This is a genomic window from Pseudoalteromonas sp. OANN1 (assembly GCF_024124685.1).
In the GTDB taxonomy this organism is placed as follows: Bacteria; Pseudomonadota; Gammaproteobacteria; order Enterobacterales; family Alteromonadaceae; genus Pseudoalteromonas; species Pseudoalteromonas piscicida.
The window spans coordinates 27,252-47,704 of sequence record NZ_JAMXSE010000034.1; the positions used below are offsets into that span (position 1 = coordinate 27,252).

At 44.0% G+C, this 20,453-nt stretch carries 20 protein-coding genes; 14 read left to right on the forward strand and 6 right to left on the reverse strand.

Annotated elements, in window-relative coordinates:
- Window positions 1–268 precede the first annotated feature (268 nt).
- Both NH462_RS21345 and greB read right to left on the reverse strand, forming a co-directional pair.
- Window positions 269–2,581: a Tex family protein gene (locus NH462_RS21345; protein ID WP_253107701.1), complete on the reverse strand. Its 2,313-nt coding sequence runs from the start codon at window positions 2,579–2,581 to the stop codon at window positions 269–271.
- An 83-nt stretch (window positions 2,582–2,664) separates the two neighbouring features.
- The gene (greB, locus tag NH462_RS21350) at window positions 2,665–3,150 is read right to left on the reverse strand and encodes a transcription elongation factor GreB (RefSeq protein ID WP_010378480.1); all 486 of its coding nucleotides are present in this window, start codon (window positions 3,148–3,150) and stop codon (window positions 2,665–2,667) included.
- Between the two features lie 214 nt (window positions 3,151–3,364).
- On the opposite strand from greB, the gene ompR reads away from it, so the two are divergent.
- From ompR to NH462_RS21365, 3 genes are read left to right on the forward strand one after another with little or no spacing between them, the layout of a single operon-like run.
- A complete protein-coding gene (gene ompR / locus NH462_RS21355) occupies window positions 3,365–4,084 on the forward strand; it encodes a two-component system response regulator OmpR (protein ID WP_010378483.1) in 720 nt (239 codons plus the stop codon).
- 5 nt (window positions 4,085–4,089) lie between these two features.
- Complete coding sequence (gene envZ, locus NH462_RS21360) at window positions 4,090–5,403, forward strand: two-component system sensor histidine kinase EnvZ (RefSeq protein ID WP_253107702.1); 1,314 nt, start codon at window positions 4,090–4,092, stop codon at window positions 5,401–5,403.
- Between the two features lie 25 nt (window positions 5,404–5,428).
- Window positions 5,429–6,157: a hypothetical protein gene (locus NH462_RS21365; protein ID WP_253107703.1), complete on the forward strand. Its 729-nt coding sequence runs from the start codon at window positions 5,429–5,431 to the stop codon at window positions 6,155–6,157.
- Between the two features lie 41 nt (window positions 6,158–6,198).
- Here the strand turns inward: NH462_RS21365 and NH462_RS21370 are convergent, their stop codons facing one another.
- The 4 genes from NH462_RS21370 to hslR all read right to left on the reverse strand — a co-directional run bounded on the left by NH462_RS21370 (window position 6,199) and on the right by hslR (window position 9,623).
- Window positions 6,199–6,393, reverse strand: a complete 195-nt coding sequence (locus tag NH462_RS21370) for a hypothetical protein (protein WP_010378488.1) — start codon at window positions 6,391–6,393, stop codon at window positions 6,199–6,201.
- A gap of 160 nt (window positions 6,394–6,553) precedes the next feature.
- Window positions 6,554–8,092 carry a phosphoenolpyruvate carboxykinase gene (locus NH462_RS21375; protein ID WP_010378491.1) on the reverse strand — a complete coding sequence of 513 codons (1,539 nt, stop codon included), beginning with the start codon at window positions 8,090–8,092 and terminating at the stop codon, window positions 6,554–6,556.
- Window positions 8,093–8,355: 263 nt separating this feature from the next.
- The gene (gene hslO, locus NH462_RS21380) at window positions 8,356–9,201 is read right to left on the reverse strand and encodes an Hsp33 family molecular chaperone HslO (RefSeq protein WP_253107704.1); all 846 of its coding nucleotides are present in this window, start codon (window positions 9,199–9,201) and stop codon (window positions 8,356–8,358) included.
- Window positions 9,202–9,212: 11 nt separating this feature from the next.
- Window positions 9,213–9,623 carry a ribosome-associated heat shock protein Hsp15 gene (gene hslR / locus NH462_RS21385; RefSeq protein ID WP_010378496.1) on the reverse strand — a complete coding sequence of 137 codons (411 nt, stop codon included), beginning with the start codon at window positions 9,621–9,623 and terminating at the stop codon, window positions 9,213–9,215.
- Window positions 9,624–9,899: 276 nt separating this feature from the next.
- Between hslR and gspC the strand changes: the two genes are divergently transcribed.
- The 11 genes from gspC to NH462_RS21440 all read left to right on the forward strand — a co-directional run bounded on the left by gspC (window position 9,900) and on the right by NH462_RS21440 (window position 20,452).
- A complete protein-coding gene (gene gspC / locus NH462_RS21390; protein WP_010378497.1) occupies window positions 9,900–10,784 on the forward strand; it encodes a type II secretion system protein GspC in 885 nt (294 codons plus the stop codon).
- Between the two features lie 27 nt (window positions 10,785–10,811).
- Window positions 10,812–12,878 carry a type II secretion system secretin GspD gene (gspD, locus tag NH462_RS21395; protein ID WP_039490902.1) on the forward strand — a complete coding sequence of 689 codons (2,067 nt, stop codon included), beginning with the start codon at window positions 10,812–10,814 and terminating at the stop codon, window positions 12,876–12,878.
- Window positions 12,879–12,969: 91 nt separating this feature from the next.
- Window positions 12,970–14,457: a type II secretion system ATPase GspE gene (gene gspE, locus NH462_RS21400; RefSeq protein WP_171039519.1), complete on the forward strand. Its 1,488-nt coding sequence runs from the start codon at window positions 12,970–12,972 to the stop codon at window positions 14,455–14,457.
- Entirely contained in the window at window positions 14,457–15,683 is a 1,227-nt protein-coding gene (gspF, locus tag NH462_RS21405) for a type II secretion system inner membrane protein GspF (protein ID WP_010378505.1), read from the forward strand. Before gspE ends, gspF begins: the two co-directional genes overlap by 1 nt.
- Window positions 15,684–15,747: 64 nt before the next feature.
- Window positions 15,748–16,173: a type II secretion system major pseudopilin GspG gene (gene gspG, locus NH462_RS21410; protein ID WP_026001105.1), complete on the forward strand. Its 426-nt coding sequence runs from the start codon at window positions 15,748–15,750 to the stop codon at window positions 16,171–16,173.
- Window positions 16,174–16,176: 3 nt separating this feature from the next.
- Complete coding sequence (locus NH462_RS21415; RefSeq protein ID WP_010604370.1) at window positions 16,177–16,770, forward strand: prepilin-type N-terminal cleavage/methylation domain-containing protein; 594 nt, start codon at window positions 16,177–16,179, stop codon at window positions 16,768–16,770.
- Complete coding sequence (gene gspI / locus NH462_RS21420) at window positions 16,767–17,144, forward strand: type II secretion system minor pseudopilin GspI (RefSeq protein ID WP_010378513.1); 378 nt, start codon at window positions 16,767–16,769, stop codon at window positions 17,142–17,144. The genes NH462_RS21415 and gspI overlap by 4 nt, the downstream gene beginning before the upstream one ends.
- Complete coding sequence (gspJ, locus tag NH462_RS21425) at window positions 17,144–17,782, forward strand: type II secretion system minor pseudopilin GspJ (protein ID WP_010378515.1); 639 nt, start codon at window positions 17,144–17,146, stop codon at window positions 17,780–17,782. Before gspI ends, gspJ begins: the two co-directional genes overlap by 1 nt.
- Complete coding sequence (gene gspK, locus NH462_RS21430) at window positions 17,779–18,780, forward strand: type II secretion system minor pseudopilin GspK (RefSeq protein WP_017219433.1); 1,002 nt, start codon at window positions 17,779–17,781, stop codon at window positions 18,778–18,780. Before gspJ ends, gspK begins: the two co-directional genes overlap by 4 nt.
- Window positions 18,777–19,982, forward strand: coding sequence for a type II secretion system protein GspL (gene gspL / locus NH462_RS21435; protein WP_010378519.1), 1,206 nt, complete (start codon window positions 18,777–18,779; stop codon window positions 19,980–19,982). Before gspK ends, gspL begins: the two co-directional genes overlap by 4 nt.
- Complete coding sequence (locus NH462_RS21440) at window positions 19,979–20,452, forward strand: type II secretion system protein M (protein WP_010378522.1); 474 nt, start codon at window positions 19,979–19,981, stop codon at window positions 20,450–20,452. The genes gspL and NH462_RS21440 overlap by 4 nt, the downstream gene beginning before the upstream one ends.
- Window position 20,453 lies beyond the last annotated feature (1 nt).

A 20,453-nucleotide genomic window follows, 5' to 3' on the forward strand; every position in this document is an offset into this window, starting at 1 on the left:
TAAAACCCCCGACAAACGAAAAGCGCGACCAAGGCCGCGCTTTTCTTTGTTCATTGCATTGTTGAACCTGAACTCGGGATAACAACTTGTTCTCTAGCAGCTGTTATCCCTTACTACTGCGTTAAATTTGCTTGCAATAGGCCAGCTATTGACGCACAAATTTGCCTTGTATTAAGAAATAACTCCTGGCTAGAGCGATATTACACTTTTGAACTTAGTGATTTTAGTGGATTAACTTACTTCTTATCCCAAGTTCAGGTTATTGAGATTACTTCTTCAGCTTTGCGAAGGCTTCAGCAAACGCATTACCCATCGCGGCGTTACCTGCATCTCGTGACTTTGGCTTAGAAGACTTAGGCGCCGGTTTTCCTTTGTGCGGCTTAGCGTTTTGTTTTTGCGCTGGAGCTTGAGATATTTCATCGTTTAAGCGCATGGTAAAGCTAATGCGTTTACGAGGCACATCAACCTCAATCACTTTGACCTTAACGATATCTCCCGCTTTAACGACTTCACGCGGATCGGAAATAAACTTATCCGTGAGTGCTGAAATGTGAACAAGTCCATCTTGATGTACACCTACATCCACAAAAGCCCCAAAATTGGCAACATTAGAGACCACACCTTCTAAAATCATACCGACTTTAAGATCTGTGATTGTCTCAACACCAGCTTTAAACTGCGCCGTTTTAAATTCTGGGCGAGGATCTCGGCCTGGCTTATCTAATTCTTTGATAATATCAGTGACCGTTGGTACCCCAAACTTATCATCTACATAGTCGTTTGCCACAAGGCCATTCAAGACTTCGCGATTACCGATAAGGGTATTCACTTCCAGATTTTGTTTTTTACAAATCGCTTTGACAACCGGGTAAGCTTCTGGGTGCACTGCTGATGCATCCAGTGGATCGTCGCCATTGGCGATACGTAAGAAACCAGCTGCTTGTTCAAATGCTTTAGGTCCTAATCGCTCAACTTTTTTAAGCGCTTTGCGATCCGTGAAAGAGCCATTTTCGTCGCGGTATTTTACGATGTTGCTGGCTAATGTTTTATTCAAACCCGAGACGCGCGTTAATAATGGTATCGATGCCGTATTCACATCTACACCTACTGAGTTTACGCAGTCTTCGACCACAGCCGTTAGTGTTTGTCCTAACTGGCTTTGAGAAACATCATGCTGATATTGGCCAACACCGATTGATTTAGGTTCGATTTTCACAAGCTCTGCTAACGGATCTTGTAATCTTCTTGCGATAGAAACTGCACCACGTAGAGATACATCAAGATCTGGAAATTCGTTTGCGGCAAATTCAGAGGCTGAGTACACCGATGCGCCAGCTTCACTCACCATGATTTTGTTGAGCTTTAATTCGGTAGCACTTTTTAGCAGTTCTGCGGCCAGTTTGTCGGTTTCGCGAGACGCGGTTCCGTTACCGATAGCAATAAGCTCAACTTTGTATTGGCGGCACATTTGCTCTAGTGTCTTCAGCGACTTATCCCACTGGTTTTGAGGGGCATGAGGGTGGATAGTACTGGTTGCAATCAGTTTGCCTGTGGCATCGACAATAGCGACTTTACACCCGGTACGTAATCCCGGATCGATACCCATTGTCACTTTTGCACCAGCAGGCGCAGCCATCAGCAGATCTTTTAGGTTTTTCGCAAAAACTTCGATAGCGTCTAGCTCTGACTTTTCACGCATTGACCCTAAGAATTCATTTTCCAAGTGCAGGGTGATTTTAATTTTCCATGCCCACTGGACCACTCCCATTAACCAATCACTGGCAGCTTTACCAGAGACAGCTAGGCGGTAATGATCGGCAATGATCTGTGCACAAAACTGAGCTGGGTCCTCTGCGCTTGGTTCCGGGTTGATAGATAACTGCAAAAAGCCTTCGTTACGGGCTCTTAGCATCGCCAGCGCGCGGTGTGATGGAATTTTATTTAGCAGCTCATTATGTTCAAAGTAGTCACGGTATTTGCTTCCAGCTTCTTCTTTACCGGCAATGACTCTTGCTTCGATTTGCGCGTTGTCTTTAAGGTGTGCACGGAGTTTAGCAAGTAGCTTTGCGTCTTCTGCAAAACGCTCCATGAGAATAAACTTAGCGCCATCTAAAGCCGCTTTGCTGTCTGCAACGCCTTTGCTTTCATCAATGAAAGGAGTCGCTTGTTGCTCTGGGTCCAACGTTGGATCTGCAAATAAAGCGTCAGCTAAGGCTTCTAAACCTGCTTCTATCGCGATTTGGCCTTTTGTTCTGCGCTTTGGTTTGTATGGGAGATATAAATCTTCGAGTACGGTTTTGCTGTCGGCGGCTTGTATTTCTGCATTTAACTCAGCAGTGAGTTTACCCTGCTCATCGATGGTTTTTAAAATAAACTCGCGACGTTCATCGAGCTCTCGTAAGTAACCTAACCTTTGCTCAAGCAAGCGCAGTTGAGTGTCATCTAAGCCACCCGTTACCTCTTTACGGTAACGTGCAATAAATGGAACGGTTGCCCCTTCGTCTAGCAAACTAATAGCAGCATTAACTTGCTGTTCTCTGGCGTTAAGCTCCGTTGCTAAACGTTGTGTGATATTGCTCATGCAAAATCCTTATACTCTTCTTAATCGGTCTTTGTTGCCTAGATTATATTCACCTCAGGCAAACAAAATTTAGCTCAATGTTATCATTGTTCGGTGTTTCTGCGATATTCGATTTGGTTGATATACCAAAGTCTTCGGCCGTGCGGTGTGGTGACCGTAATTTCATCATCGACCTGTTTGCTTAGTAAGGCCCTAGCCATTGGCGCATCAATGGAGATGTAGTCATTGCGTTCATATATTTCATCAGGTCCAACAATACGAAATGCACGAACCTCGCCTTCTTCGCTTTCCACTTCTACCCAAGCGCCAAAAAATACTTTACCTTCTTGTTCGGGGCTGTATTCCACGACTTTTAGTTCGGGCATACGCTTTCGTAAAAAGCGCACCCGTCTATCTATTTGCCTTAATAAACGTTTATTGAAGGTGTAGTCGGCATTTTCGGAGCGATCGCCTAAACTCGCTGCCCAATTCACAATTTTGGTGATCTCTGGGCGCTTTTCAAACCACAGGTGATCATGTTCTTGCTGCAGTTGGCGGTATCCTTCGGGCGTGATCAAATTCGTTTTCATGTTTCTCAGGTGTTTTGGGTTAAACCCTTGTAATGTTCGGTAACAATCTAGTATCAATGTATGGTGTCGAAAAGCACCAAATTCAATTATATTTAAGCATAATAATATCATGGTCCATTATCGCCATGAGCGTTAAATGAACAGGATGATGATTTGTGCACGAAATGTCGCAGATCAGCAAGCTTTAGTAAATTAATAAATAGAAGAAATATAAATGGGAAATGAAACCACCAAAGTGCTCGTAGTTGACGACGATATGCGTTTGCGCAGTCTTTTAGAGCGTTATCTCGTAGAGCAGGGATTTATCGTCCGCAGTGCAGCCAATTCTGAACAAATGGACAGACTACTTGAACGCGAAAACTTTCACTTGATGGTGTTAGACTTGATGCTTCCTGGAGAAGATGGTCTTTCCATCTGTCGTCGTTTAAGACAAAAAGAGAATGAGATCCCAATTGTCATGTTGACGGCGAAAGGTGATGAAGTTGACCGTATTATTGGTCTTGAGCTTGGCGCGGATGATTACATTCCAAAACCTTTCAACCCAAGAGAACTGTTGGCGCGAATAAAAGCCATTCTTCGTCGTCGTGCCAAAGAAGTACCAGGTGCGCCTGCTGCAGAAGAAAATGAAGTGAGCTTTGGTAACTTTACCCTTAATTTAGCGACGCGAGAGATGCAACATGGGGAAGCGACGATTTCACTTACCTCAGGTGAGTTTGCGGTACTTAAAGCACTGGTGAGTCACCCTCGAGAGCCGCTGAGTCGAGATAAGTTAATGAACCTTGCTAGAGGGCGTGATTATAGCGCACTTGAGCGTAGCATTGACGTTCAGGTTTCGCGCTTGCGTCGTATGATTGAAGATGACGCCTCTAATCCTCGCTATATACAAACGGTGTGGGGTCTTGGATACGTATTTGTGCCTGACGGCGTGAAGTAGCCAGCATGTTACCTCGTAGTGCATTCGGGCAAACCGTCTTCTTTGTCGGCGCGTTACTATTAATAAATCAAGTCGTGTCTTACATTACCGTTACCTTATATGTCTTCAAACCAACTTTTGAACAAGTGAATCTGATGCTTGCTAAGCAGGTTAAAACGGTTTTCATTGATTGGGAAGATGGTGTTGAAGTCGACAATACGCTATCTCGCAAATTTTTCGAGATAACGGGTATTGAGGTGATGACGCAAAGAGAGGCCTATGTAAATGGGCTGGGGCAGGCCAAAGAATATACATTGCTGTCTCGTAGTATGTCGGAGCAACTAAATGGTTCTGCGCGAGTCAGGATAAGCCAAGGAGATCCGGTTGTTTATTGGGTCGAAGCACCGCAAGCGCCTGGGTATTGGGTAAGAGTACCGCTTAGCGGACTCAGTGAAACAAAAATGGAGTTTTTAGTTTTTTACCTCTCCAGTATTGGTTTTTTAAGTGTGTTAGGGGGGTGGCTTTTTGCTAGGCATCTAAACAAACCGCTAAAATCTCTACAAATTGCAGCTAGTCGAGTAGGCGTCGGGGACTTTTCAACACGTCTTGTCGAAGAAGGGTCAACAGAAGTTATTGAGGTGACTCGGGCATTTAATAAAATGTCTAAGGGGATCGCAGACCTAGAAAGTGATAGACGACTGTTAATGGCTGGTGTGTCGCACGATTTACGTACGCCCTTAACCCGAATTCGTCTAGCAACTGAAATGATGTCGGATGAAGAAGACTACCTGCGCGAAGGGATAATCGACGATATTGAAGACATGAATGCGATTATCGACCAATTCATTGAATACCTCCGTCATCACAACGGTGCGGAAATGTCGGCAGACGACGTTAACACGGTTATTGAAGAAGTCGTTCATGCAGAGCAGCAGCATCAGCGACCAATTCACTTGCAAGCAGAGGAATACTTACCAGCTGTGATGATGAATGCCGTCGCGTTAAAGCGAGTATTCACTAATATGATTGAAAATGCGATCCGTTATTCTGAACAAGATATTGAGGTGACGACAGAGTATAGCGCCAAGCACCGTGCTGTTATCGTAAAAGTAATGGACAGAGGGCCAGGTATCCCAGAGTCAGAGTTGGAGTCTGTATTCGAACCATTTAAACAGGGAGATCAGGCTAGAGGGAGTGAAGGGAGTGGCTTAGGGCTTGCCATTATCAAACGTATCGTGACTACACACGGCGGTAACGTAAGACTACGAAATCGAGATGGTGGTGGTCTGATCGCGGAGGTATCACTGCCAGCTTATCGGGGAAAGCTTGAGGAAGCATGATTTTCAAAAAGAGTAGGCGAGCAAGTTGAGCACAATAAAGCATAGGGATTTAAGCTATCAAAAGGGAATGTTAGATACACCGTATTTAAACCAATTGAAACGAGTGATAGCGACAAGCTTTTCCAATGTCGATGTAGAGCATTACTTTGCTCTGTACTTTGAAAAAGGCGAAAGCACAAAGCGCAGACTCCGGTTGTTTTTATCAGGCGGTGACATTGTCGGCTATTGCTTATTGACCTTTGATGATAGCAACAAGGATGTTTGCATTGTTGGCGCTTCAGCTGCTTTTTTACCTGACTTTAGAGGGAAAAACAGTACCTTTAGGTTTTCTCTTATCGAAGTATTAAAACGTTATATACGTAACCCACGTAGAAAACTGTTATATGCAGATACCATGCTCAGTCCCGCCATGTTCAGGGCCATGGCAAAAAATATCGCCGAAGTTTATCCAAATAACTTGCCTCAAAATAGCGCGATAGCAACGCTCTATGACACCATTAACCCGAGTGGCTTGGTAAGTTCCTATAACGGTCTAAGATGTTTGAAGGCTGTTGGACGCAAAACCAATTACAGCGAGGCTGAAATTACACGCTTTAGAGAAAGCAGCAAAACTGAGATTGCACTTTACTGTAGTGTTAACCCTGACTTTGATAAGGGGACTGCGCTTGTGACTATCATTCCAATCACATTGAAACAATTTGTTTTAACCTTTAAAAAGTTGGTGCTAAATAAGCTTTGGAATACGTCGGAATAGGGCTAATTTTCGCCCTATTGAGGGACTTGGCAATCGCTTTATTAGCAGATATCTACTGAACGACAAAGTCCCATTGACTCACAAATCGCAGGGTGAGTATCACAAATTTGCCAACTGCCACAATCAACTCTAGAGCCAAAAGTCGCGCCCGCGGCAGCAATTTTTCTAGTTGCCTGATTGTTTAGATCTTTCGCTTGCAGCGATTTTAGTTGTTTCTTTTTTAATTGTAATTTCATGGTTTTCCTTATACGTGCTGTTTAAATAATCAGCAATATATAAGCATGTATGTACCTAAATGTTAATACTAAGTTTGTTGAAAGATATTCATGTGTAAAAAATTAGGCACAAAAAAACGCCCAAACAAGGGGCGCTTTTGATAAAGGAATCTTTCTTAGATTAGCCGCGAGGACCTGCCGCTTTGATTGCTTCAGAAACATCGTATTTAGCGAAGTTTTCTTTGAAGTCAGCCGCAAGTTTAGCTGCATATTCAGCATACTTAGCTTGATCTTGCCATGTATTTACTGGATTAAGTAGCTTGCTATCAACACCTTCCACTGCCACTGGTACATCTAAATTTAGTGCCTCAATGTGCTGTGTCTCAACGCCCTCTAATGTATCGTTTACGATTGCATCAATCACGGCGCGAGTTGTTGGAATGTCAAAACGCTTACCAATGCCATAAGGGCCACCAGTCCAACCTGTGTTTACTAGGTAAACTTTAGCGCCAAACTCACGCACGCGTTTCATTAGTAGCTCAGCATACACGCCTGCTGGACGAGGGAAGAAAGGAGCACCAAAACAAGTTGAGAAAGTTGATTCGATATCAGAGGTTGAACCAATCTCAGTTGAGCCTACTTTCGCCGTGTAACCACTAAGGAAGTGATAAGCCGCGGCTTCTTCGCTTAGGATTGAAACTGGAGGTAATACGCCGCTCACGTCACAAGTTAAGAATACAACAGCACGAGGCTCGCCCGCGCGGTTTTCAACTTTACGCTTTTCAACATGCTCAAGAGGGTAAGCTGCACGCGTATTTTGCGTTAAGCTTGAATCGGTATAGTCAGGAGTACGCGTTTCATCTAGCACGACGTTTTCTAAAATAGTACCAAAACGGATTGCATCCCAAATAACAGGCTCGTTCTTTTGTGACAGGTCGATACATTTCGCATAACAACCGCCTTCAATGTTGAATACGCTACCAGGCGCCCAACCGTGCTCATCATCACCGATAAGAAAACGCTTAGGATCCGCAGAAAGAGTAGTTTTACCTGTTCCTGATAGACCAAAGAATAACGTTGTGTCGCCAGCTTCACCTACGTTTGCACTACAGTGCATAGGTAGCACACCTTTTGCTGGTAGTAAGAAGTTTTGTACAGAGAACATCGACTTCTTCATTTCACCGGCGTAATGCATACCTGCGATAAGCACTTTGCGCTGTGCAAAGTTAATGATAACGGTACCATCGCTGTTTGTGCCATCACGCTCAGGATCACAAACAAAAGAAGGAACGTTCATCACCTGCCATTCAGGTAAATCAGTTTTGTTATAAGAGTTAGGTTCGATAAACATGTTTTTAGCGAAAATGTGGTGCCAAGCAGTTTCAGTCGTTACAACGACTGGTAAATAGTGCTCTGGATCCGCACCGACTTCTAAGTGAGAGACGAAGTGGTCATTTTCAAGAACGTGCGCTTCTACGCGAGCCCATAAAGCATCAAACTTAGCACCTTCGAATGGGCGGTTTACGTTACCCCATTGGATGTCATTTTCTGTGCTTGATTCTTTTACGATGAAACGGTCGTTTGGTGAACGTCCAGTACGGCGACCAGTTTTTGCAACAAAAGCTCCATTTGCGGCTAAAGTGCCCTCGCCACGACGGATAGCGTGTTCGACAAGTTCAGCTGCGGTTAAATCGACAAAACGAGTAGCGCTTGAAGTCATGTTTATACCTAAAAAGTGAGAGTTGAACGGGATAGCTCTGGGGTACTCTTGCCCTTAGCTAAATTTATAGTAACAGATGAAATTGAGATATTCGAGCCTTTAGAGTGCTTAAAATTACATAAAAACGTCAAAAAACTTGAATAATTTCAATGATACCGGTGTCATAACTTTTGTATGTTTTATGACACCGGTATCACCCAATAGCCATAAAAAAACCGCCAAAAATGGCGGTTTCATTTTGTAATTAAGGGCTAAAGCGCAACTTAATTAAATAACGATTTAATATCTTGCTCGTTAAAAACGTAGTTTTTCAAGCAGTAATGACAGCTAATATTTACTTCGCCGTGCTTTTGCAAGTCTTCCATCAAGGCCTCTAATCCGACATTGGCCAGCGCATTCTCGGTTTTTTCACGGCTACATCCACATACAAACGAGATGGCTTGTGGTTCAAAAAGTTGAGGATTGTCTTCGTGATACAGTCTTGTTAGTACGGTATTGGCGTCTAAATCTAGTAGCTCTTCATCTTTAATCGTGTCGCTTAGTGCTTCAAGATGTTGGAAATCGGCGACAGACTTTTCCTTATTGACGGGCAGTACTTGTAAAAACAGACCTGCCGCTTTCACTTTATCGCCAACTAGGCTTGTTGCGAACCATAGGCGGGTTTTCAATTGCTCAGATTGTTCGAAGTATTCTTCTAAACATTCGGCAAGTGATTCTTTAGAAAGAGGAACTATGCCTTGATAGCGTTCGCCTTTTGTCGGTGTAATGGTGATAACCATATACCCTTTGCCCATTAGCTCAGGTACAGATGATCCTGAAACCTCAGATTGCAGCCTTGCCACGCCGCGCATCTGTTGTTTGTGATTACCATTGATCACCGCATATTTTACTGGACCATCACCTTGAAGCTGAACCGCAATGTCACCTTCAAATTTTAACGTAGCGGTCAGCAAACTTGTTGCAACTAATAACTCGCCTAATAGCTGTTGCACAGGCTCTGGGTAGTTGTGACCGCTAATGATGTCAGTAAAAGTCTGTTCTATTTGTACAAGCTCACCACGTACGTCTAGCTTGTCGAAAATATAACGATGAAGTAAATCAGTCTGCATCAATGAAAATCCTAGTTTGATTTCAATTTAAGTAATTCACGGCGTTGTTTCTTGTCCGGCTTAGTGGCAGGACGAGGCGCAAACAAGCTATTGTTTTGGCGCGCCAACGCGTTTTGCGTTCGTTTTTCAATACTTGCTTCAGACTCTTCATAAAGAGTTTGAGCAATAGGAGCCGCTTGTCGCTTTTCCATGATTTTGAGTATGGTTACTTCTTTCTCTTCATATCCTTGGGCCAACTTCACTACTGCGCCGACTTCAACCGTTTTACTTGGTTTACAGCGCTGACCGTTGTAATGTACTTTGCCACCTTGGACCATATCGCGAGCAAGCGCTCGTGTTTTGTAGAAGCGAGCAGCCCATAACCACTTATCAATACGAACTTTCTGTTCAGATTGGTTGTTTTCCTGTTGGAGTTTTGTCACAATTCGTTAACTATTTGCTAGTGTGAAATTTAACCTAACAAATTTAGCATATTTCGTTATGCAAACAAAGTAGATGACAGGCACTAAACTTGTGAGTTAATCGCACTTTACCTAAAAAATGAACTAATATGTGTGTCTATGTTCCAAGGTTAAGTTTAGATTCAGTTAATTGGCCTACGGTGTACCTATTTAATTAAAAGTTTAACAAATGCACGCTTGTTGAAAAAATTTCGAGGCGGTACACTGGGGCGTTCAAGAGAATAAGAAAAGTATTATATGGAATTACAGTTACAACAGCTTCAGAAGTTTTGGCTTGGTTTGCCTCATGCAAAATTGAGTCGTATCATTGTTGTCCTGTCGGTTGTTTACGTTGCGTTTCTCTTTTCGCAATTATTTTGGTTGTTATGGCCTGTGCCACAAACTCAACCCTTGCTCCCTGCATCACAACTGTATAGTCAATCAAATAGCGGTATCACAAGCCAAGGAATTGTCGCTCAAAATTTGTTTGGTGAGGCAAATGCTAAGCTTGATACCAAACCGCAGCCCGTGGTTTCTGATGCTCCGGAAACAACGCTTAACGTTAGGCTAACTGGTATCGTCGCTGTCAGCCAAGATGATGGTGCAGGCCTTGCTATTATTGAATCTCAGGGGCGTCAAGAGACCTATTCCGTTGACGCGCCAATCACAGGCACTCGCGCAAAGCTTGCTCGGGTACTACCTGATCGTGTGATTTTAGATGTTAGTGGGCGTTTTGAAACGTTGATGTTAGATGGCATAGAGTTTAGCCGCACTGTGGCGATGCCAACTAAGCCAAAGAAAATCGTCAACAGCACAACTTCACCTACCTCACCTCGAAATGAATTAGCTAATCGTCGCCAGGAATTGCTCAGCGATCCAGGTAAATTATTTGATTATATTAAGATTGCTCCGGAACAGCGTAACGGCGAAGTTATTGGCTATCGTCTCTCACCTGGAAAGGATCCTGAATTGTTCGAACAGGTGGGGCTAAAAGCGAATGATTTAGCAATCGCAATTAATGGGTTTCAGCTCACGGATATGAAACAGGCTATGTCAGCTATTAATGAACTTAGAACGAGCACAGATGCGAACATCACGATCGAACGAGACGGTCAGGTGATGGATGTGCAGTTTAGCCTGTAAAGTTACTAATTTTGGAGTTTTAGAATAATGGGTAAAAAGCTACACCTCACAAAAACCAAAAAAGGGTTAGCTAAGTATGCAACGCTCTTGATTGCTGCTGGTATTTCACTTTCTGTTTCTGCGGTTGAATATGCCGCGAACTTCAAAGGTACCGATATTAATGAATTCATTAATATCGTTAGTGATAAGCTGAATAAAACTATCATCATAGACCCTAACGTGCGCGGTAACATCAATGTTCGCAGTTATGAGTTGATGGATGAAAAGCTGTATTATCAGTTCTTTTTAAACGTGCTTGAAGTATATGGTTATTCAGTTATTGAAATGGATAGCGGTGTGCTTAAGGTGGTTCGTAGTTCTGATGGTAAAAAGTCGAACGTGCCTTTGGTATCTGGTGAAGAACTAGGAAATGGTGACGTAATGGTAACACGCGTTGTGCGCGTGAAGAACGTTAGCGTGCAAGAGCTTGGTCCACTTATTCGTCAATTCAGTGACCAAAAAGATGGTGGTCACGTAACCAATCTAAATTCAGCAAACGTGATGATGCTAACCGGACATGCGTCCTCGGTTAATCGCCTTGTTGATATTATCAAAACGGTTGACCAAGCGGGCGATAAGCGTGTTGATATCGTTAAGCTGAAGCATGCCACTGCCGAAGACGTTGTTAAAGTCGTTGAAAAGATTTTTCAAGACTCAGGGAAAGGTGGTGTACCAGACTTCCTTATCCCGAAAATTGTGTCAGATACCCGTACCAACAGCGTCATTGTTAGTGGCGAATCACAGGCCCGTAGCCGCGCGGCTGAACTCATCAAGCGTTTAGATGATGAACTACAATCTCAAGGCAATACTCAGGTTTTCTATCTGAATTACGCAAAAGCGGAAGATTTGGTTAAGGTTCTTCAAGGCGTGAGTAAATCGATTGAAGAAGAGCAAGCCGCAGGTCAGCAAGCAAGAACTCGCAGTAGTAGCAAAAATGAAACTAGCATTGAGGCGCACGAAGACTCTAACTCGCTGGTGATCACGGCGCAGCCAGATACCATGCGCTCATTAACTCAGGTGATTAAAAAGTTAGATATTCGTCGAGCTCAAGTACTGGTTGAAGCGATCGTTGTTGAGGTTTCTGAAGCTGATGGTATTAACCTTGGCTTACAATGGATCTCTGAAAAAGGCGGGATGCTGCAGTTTAATGATGGCAACACTGTTCCGATCGGTTCACTAGCTGTGGCTGCTGAACAAGCACGTGATAGAGAGATTAAAGGAACTATCGTTGGAACAGACGATAATGATGTATCTAATACCACCACTACCGAGCGCGGAGATTATAGCGGTTTGGCAGGCCTACTGAAAAATATCAATGGTCTGGCGGCTGGTATTGTGAAGAATGATTGGGGTGCAATCATTCAAGCGGTAACCACGGATACCAACTCAAATATTCTAGCTACACCGTCTGTTACCACTATGGATAACGAAGAAGCCTCAATGATCGTCGGTGAAGAAGTACCTATCGTGACTGGTTCTACTGCAAACGACAATAACTCAAACCCGTTCCAAACGGTAGACCGCCAAGAAGTGGGTATCAAATTAAAAGTAACCCCTCAGATTAACGATGGCACTGCGGTTCAGTTGACAATTGAGCAAGAAGTATCAAGCGTGAAAGGTGCGACGTCGGTGGATATTCGAGTGGCTAAACGTGCTATCAATACCACGGTTATCGCTGATGATGGCGGCATGGTTATCTTAGGTGGTTTGATTGACGAAACCGTTCAAGAAAGTGTTTCTAAAGTACCACTATTAGGTGATATTCCAGTGTTAGGCCACCTATTTAGATCAACAGGGACTAAGAAGGAAAAGCGTAACTTACTCGTCTTTATCCGTCCGACTATTGTACGTGATAGTCGCAGTATGAACGAGATTAGCCATTCAAAATATAACTTTATCCGTGGTGAGCAGCATAAACAAAGAGAAGATGGTATCGAGTTAATGCCATTTGAAGATACGCCAATCCTTCCTAAGTGGGACGACAAGCTTACTTTGCCACCGACGTATGAAGAGTTCTTGAAAGAACAAAACAGAAAAGAGCGTGAAAATGATTGATGAGAAAGTCACGCCAGATTTAGGAGCTGAAGCTGAAGAGATGGCAGCGCAGCTACAAAGCGCTGAGCCAATAGTAGGTGAAGTAGCTGAAATGCCTGTCGTACCGACGATTTCATTGCGTTTACCATTTTCATTTGCACGTCGAAAAGGGGTGTTACTCAGCCCTGATGGCGATCAGGCTAAGCTTTTTCACAAAGGCACGCTTGATCTTGAAACGCTGATGGAAGTACGCCGTGTTGCAGGCAAAACATTACGTCTAGAGGCGTTAGATGAAGACCGCTTTGAGCATATGCTTGAAGCGTCTTATCAAAGAGACAGCTCAGAAACACAACAGATGATGGAAGACATCGGCAACGAGATGGACTTGTTCTCGCTTGCTGAAGAATTGCCACAAACAGAAGATCTGCTTGCTGCGGATGATGATGCGCCTATCATCAAGCTCATTAACGCCATGTTGAGTGAAGCGATAAAAGAAGGTGCGTCGGATATCCATATCGAAACCTTTGAGCAAGAACTGGTTATTCGCTTTAGGGTTGATGGCGTACTGAAAGAAGTATTGAAGCCAAATCGTAAATTGTCTTCATTATTAGTGTCTCGTATCAAAGTAATGGCTAAGCTCGACATCGCAGAAAAACGTGTACCGCAAGATGGCCGTATTAGTCTGCGGATTGCGGGGCGAGCCGTGGATGTGCGTGTATCGACGATGCCATCAAGCTTTGGTGAGCGCGTGGTGCTGCGTCTACTAGACAAAAATAATGCGCGATTAGATCTTGAAGATTTGGGCATGACCCAAGCAAACCGCGACGCGTTTGCAGAGATAATTGCTAAACCGCACGGTATTATACTGGTTACCGGTCCAACGGGTTCAGGTAAGAGTACGACCTTGTACGCCGGCATGACACAAATCAATTCTAGGGATCGTAATATTTTAACGGTTGAAGATCCGATTGAATATGAGATCCCAGGCATTGGCCAAACACAAGTAAATCCAAAAGTGGATATGACATTCGCTCGAGGTTTACGTGCGATCCTACGTCAAGATCCCGATGTGGTGATGGTTGGTGAGATCCGAGATTTAGAAACCGCGCAAATTGGTGTTCAAGCATCTTTGACCGGCCACTTGGTACTATCCACACTACACACGAATACGGCCGCCGGTGCTATCACGCGTATGGAAGACATGGGGGTTGAGCCGTTTCTTTTGAGTTCATCACTGCTAGGCGTGCTGTCACAGCGATTGGTAAGAACGCTTTGCCCTAACTGTAAAGAAGCGCATTTAGCGGATGAACGAGAATGTGAACTGCTGGGGGTGGCCAAAGACAGTGGCACGCAAATCTTCCGTGCAGTCGGCTGTGAAGAGTGTAACTTCAATGGTTACAAAGGTCGTACGGGTATTCATGAGCTTCTCATCGTTGATGAGCCTATCCGTGAACTTATTCATAACGGTAAAGGTGAGCAAGCGGTAGAGAAGTATATTCGTAAGCGTACGCCAAGCATCCGACAAGATGGCTGTTCGCGAGTACTTGCTGGTCAAACAACCTTAGAAGAAGTAATGCGTGTAACGCGTGAGGAAGGCTAATGGCAGCGTTTGAATACCGCGCCTTAGATGGTAAAGGCAAAGAGAAGAAAGGAATCTTAGAGGCGGATACGGCGAAGCAAGTTAGGCAAATGCTGAGAGAAAAAGCCATGATGCCACTTGAGGTTTTGCCTGCTGCTGAGAAAGATAAAAACCAAAGTAGTGGTGGTTTTACGCTTTTTAAAGGCTACCGTCCCTCGGTATCAGACCTTGCCTTGATCACGCGCCAGTTGGCGACCTTGATCCAATCTTCTTTACCTGTTGAAGCTGCGGTGATGGCTGTAGCTGAGCAATGTGAAAAGCCAAGATTAAAGCGTATGCTGATGGCGGTAAGATCAAAAGTCGTTGAAGGTTACACACTGGCAGATGGTATGTCGGAGTTTCCTCACGTATTTGATCACTTGTACCGCTCAATGGTTGCTGCTGGAGAAAAGTCAGGGCACTTAGATGAAGTACTAAATCGCTTGGCCGATTACACTGAGCAGCGTCAACATATGCGTAGCCAAATTACGCAAGCGATGGTGTATCCCATTATTTTGGTCATCTTTGCTATCGCGATTGTTTCCATTCTATTGGGGACGGTAGTACCAAAGATCTTGAAGACCTTTGAGAAATCCAAGCAAGCACTGCCTTGGACAACTGAGTGGGTTATGGCTGCCAGTAATTTTGTACAAAACTACTGGATGATTACGTTGGCAGTGGTTGTCATTGGCACCTACGCGATTAAAAAAGCATTACAAAAACCTAAGATCCGCTTTTGGTACGATAGCAAGCTGCTGAGTTTACCGGGTCTTGGAAAGGTAACTCGCAGTGTGAATACTGCACGATTTGCGCGTACCTTAAGTATTCTCTCATCGAGTTCTGTTCCGCTACTTGAGGGTATGAAAATCTCAGGCCAAGTACTAGAGAACGAAAAAATCAAAGCCTCCGTTGCAGAAGCGGCGACTCGGGTGAGTGAAGGTGCAAGCCTTAGAGCGTCGTTGCAACAGACCAAAATGTTCCCACCTATGATGCTGCACATGATTGCCAGCGGTGAAAAGTCGGGTGAATTAGAACAGATGCTTGAGCGTGCAGCGAATAACCAAGAAAGAGAATTTGAAAGTATGGTAAATGTCTCGCTGAAGTTGCTAGAACCTGCGATGATAGCGACGATGGCAATTATTGTACTGTTTATAGTTATGGCGATTCTTCAGCCGATTATGGCGATGAACAAAGCCGTAGGATTGTAGTCAAAAAGGAAAGGCCATCGCATGTTTTTGCATGGTCATCAATAACAGCATTGAGGTAAACATTGTGAAAAAACAATCAGGTTTCTCACTACTAGAAGTGATGGTGGTACTTGTTATCATCGGTATGATCTTATCTATCGTTGCACCTAACGTGATGGGTCAACAAGAAGAAGCTGCAAAAGAAAAGGCACGTCTAGATATTCGTCAAATTGAAGACGCAATGAAGATGTACAAGTTAAAAAACAAACGTTACCCAACCACAGAGCAAGGCTTGGAAGCGTTGGTAACGCAAACCAATATTGACCCGGTACCAAAACGTTTCCCTGAAGGTGGCTTTATTTCTAAGCTTCCAGAAGATCCATGGGGCAATCCTTACCAATTAGTCAGCCCAGGTGAAATGAGCCAAATCGATATCTTTTCAATGGGTCCGGATGGCGAAGTTGGAACTGATGATGATATCGGTAACTGGGATACGGAAGACGAACGTTAATCTATGTTAGCACCTCTGCATAAACCGGCATTAGCTAAGGTAAAGGGCTTCAGTTTACTTGAAGTCCTTATTGTCTTGGTGATCATTGCTTTTTCAGTAAATCTCATTACTTATACCGTCAGTGATAGTGATGAGGAAGAGCTCGAAACCATGGCTATGCGTGTGCAGGGGACGATTAATCTTGCGTCAGAATTTGCAGTACTAAATCAGGTTGAGCTTGGTTTTCACCTAGATAAAGGTGTGATTGAGTTTTTGGTTTTTGACGGTGAGAAGTGGCGAACTTTCGAAGCGGACGATATCTACAAACCAATTGAACTGCCAGAGCAGTACAAAGTGGAATTGATCTTAGAAGATCTGCCGTGGTCTCAAGATAACTTACTTGAGCAAGCAAATTGGCGAGAATTGATGAGTGGCGGTGACGACGACAATTTACTTGAGCTTAAAAAGCTCAAGATCCCGCAAGTACTTATTTTATCTTCCGGTGAAGTCAGCGCATTTAGATTAAGTGTGGAAAATAAAGAGCTGCAGGAGCCAATATTTTTTGTCGAAGGCGAATTTATGGCGCCAGTGGGGCTGAAGCGGGAACCTGAAGAATGAGCGCTAAAAAAAGCTTAGGATTTACCTTACTTGAAGTCATGGTTGCGCTAAGTATTTGTGCTGTCGCTGGTATTGCTGCAATGCAAGCAACAAGCGAACATATAAATCATATCAGCTCGCTTGAAGAGCAGACTTATGCGTCGTGGGTGGCAGAAAATCGCTTGGTATTTTTGCGCGCGCAAGGCGATGACTGGCATGGGAAGAATGGTAACAAAGGCGAAGAGGAAATGGCCGGGGTCACTTGGTATTGGCAACAGCATATCCAACAAACGGCAGATCCTAGCTTTGTAAAGCTCACCGTGCACGTTTTCCGCGAGCCTGAACTCAAAAACTCAGTGTATGACATCACCACTTTTATGTACCGGAGTAAGTAGTGACAGTGCATACACCTCAGCGTGGTTTCACGCTAATAGAAGTATTGTTAGCACTGGCTATTTTAGCGGTAGTGGTGACAGCGACTCATCAAATTTTAGATTCAACGTTGAAGGCCCAAGCGGCTTCAGCGGAAAAAATTGCCGAAATTGAAGGTCTACAAACGACTTTCCGCTTGATGGATCAGGATTTTAATCAGATCACTAAGCGAGAAGTCAGAAATGAAGCAGGGGATTTTAGCCCAACTTATATCATCCATGGCCGGTATGAGCTTGAGAGCCAATATGATGGTATCGCTTTTGTTCGTGATGGTTGGACTAACCCTATTAGTTTATTGCCACGTTCTGAACTACAGGCCGTGGGCTATCGGGTTATCGATGACAAGCTTGAGCGTATTTATCGAGTATATGTTGACCAGCTTGATGGAACAGAGCCCCGCGCGCAGGTCATCTTGGAAGATGTAGAAGAGTTAAAGTTTGAATTTTTGGATGACAAACTAAAATGGCAAGCTGATTGGAAGTCTAAATCGTTACCTAAAGCGGTTAAAGTGACGTTGCAAAGAAAAGACTCGGATCCAATAAGCCGTTTATTTTTAACGCCAGGCAGTGGTGTCGCTGATGATAAGGGGCAACAGCCATGAAGCAGCAAGGTGCAGCACTCGTCATCGTACTTTTCATCGTTGCATTGGCAGCGACAATTGCCGCTGAAATGGCGAGTAGTTTAATGGTGCAGGTACAAAAGGCCTCGAATATTCAAACTCAGCAACAAGCCAAGTGGTATAGCTATGGTGCTGAGGAATTAGTCAAAAGAGCGTTGATACAAGCAAAAAAAGATGATCCTGATACCGTTAATCTAGACCAGCCTTGGGCTCGTGAAGAAGTGCCTTACCCTGTTGATCATGGTACGTTGAGCGGCAAAGTTACAGACTTACAGGCATGCCTAAACCTGAATGCCTTGAGAGCAAAGTCACAAACAAATGGAAATAACCAAGGTGGTCAGCAGATTGGTGGAAAGAATACAAACCCAGCCCATGCAGCGCTATTGGAACTTTTGAAGAATATTGAGGATTTGCCGAGTAACGAGAGCGAGGAAGCCCTTGCTGATAGTGTGTACGATTGGCTTGATGAAGATAGCATTACTTATCGCTCAGGGGCAGAAGAAGACGAGTATATGTCTAATCAGACTCCTTATTTAACGGCTAATAATTTGATGGCGTCTGTTAGTGAGTTACGCGTGATTAAGGGCTTTAACCCGCTGGTGATGGAAAAGATTAAGCCTTATGTTTGCGTGATCCCTGGAAGTGAGGAGCTCGCGGTAAACGTCAATACGATATTGCCAGAACAAGCGCTTTTACTCAGTGCGCTTATACCTGGTTTATCGAAGTCAGGTGCTGAAGCTATTATTTCTGCAAGACCAAAAAAAGGTTTTACTGATATTAATGAATTTTACACGGAAGTCGCGAATCAAGGGGTCAAAGACCCTAATAAGACTTCCAAAACTTTTACGATTAACAGCAATTATTTTCAGTTGCGAGCAACAGCTGTGTTTGATGAGCGACGCTTTTCTCTCACATCAATTATAGAAACAAAAGATGGTAAAGCGTACGTGCTTGCTCGTAAATTTGGAGGCGTAGAGTGACAGAACAATTATTGATCCGTGTGGATCAGTCACACCAGGCGACAATACACTGGTTAGTGTGGTCAACAGAACAACAACAAATTATTGCCAGTGGTGAACTAGAAGGGAGTGAACAGCTTGGTAGCCTTGCCGAAAAAGCGCAAACGAGACCGGTTGTATTGTTACTACCAGCGACTGCGGTACAGTTACGCACGCTAGAATTACCAGCAAAATGGAATAGGAAACTAGAGCAAGCCTTACCGTTTATGCTTGAGGAACATGTTGCGACCGACATCGATGCGCTATTTATCGCGATTGGTAAACCGGGCATGAAAGCCGACACACATACTATAGATGTTGCGATTTGTGATAGCAGTTGGCTACAAAGCTGGTTTAGTGCTTTCGATGATGCAGGGATCAGTGTAAGTAAAGCGCTACCGGATGCTCTATGTTTGCCGCTTCATGAAGAGATGACTAGTGCCGTGCAGTTAGGTCAGCAATGGCTATTCAAACACAATGCTTGGCAAGTTGGCACTGCTGAACTTAGCTGGGTCAACGAGTACCTCACCATTGCGGGTGTTAAGCAGCTGGCGCATTTTAGCCCGGCAATCGATTTCTCAGAAACGATAACGCTTACAGCGCAACAACAAGATTACGATTTACCTTTAGCCATCTTCGCGAAATCGCTATCAAACATTGATTTTAATTTGCGTCAAGGTCGGTTCGCTGCGAAGAAAAAGCAGCCGCAGTGGTGGCGTGACTGGCGCAGTGGACTAATAGCGGCGAGTGTGGCAGTAGTGAGTTTTATCGCAATTAAAGGCACTCAGCTGTATGTGATAAGTCATCAAGCTAATCAGCTAGAAACCCAAGCGGTCGCTATGTATCAACAGGCATTTCCAAATAAAGTAGTACGTCCGCACTTATTGAAAAAACAGATCCAAAATGAGCTTGATGCGTTATCTGGCACGGAGCAGGGCGGTTTGCTCGAATTAACTAATCACTTTGTGGCGATTTATGAAGAGGTCGATGCTTTCGCTCCTGAAACGCTGCGTTATGACAAACGTAGGAATGAACTCAGAATTAGAGCGCGCGCAAAAGAGTTTCAGGTATTTGGTCAGGTCAAAGCAATTTTAGAGCAACGCGGTGTAAGTGTTGAACAGGGCGCCCTGAACAATGATGGTGACTTTGTGGTGGGTGAAATTCGCATTCGAGGTGCAGCATGAAGCAGCAAGTAGTAAACTATTGGCGTGGTTTAAAAGAGCAAGAACAAAAACTGTTGATTGTTGCTGGCGTTATTTTTGTCGTTTTTGTTCTAGTAATGGGTATATTCAAACCTTTGAATCAGGCTGTCAGCGATGCCGAAGCTAAGCTAAAACGTAACCACGAACTCGTAAATTGGGTTGGTCAAAGCGTGAGTAAGCTGAAATCTAGCAGTCCCGCACAGGTGATTAGCGGCGGCAATATCAGCCAGATAGTCAATAACACCCGTGGCCGCTTTCAAATTGATATCAGCAAAATGCAACCTAGTGGCGAAAGCTTGCGTTTAACCATCGATGATGTGGAATTTAATAAACTTGTTGCTTGGATAGATGAACTGACAAATAAGCATGGAGTAAAAGTAGAAAACCTAGACCTTACACAAGGGAATTTACCTGGCTTTGTGCGTGTTAGTCGCTTGGTTTTAGAGAAATAAT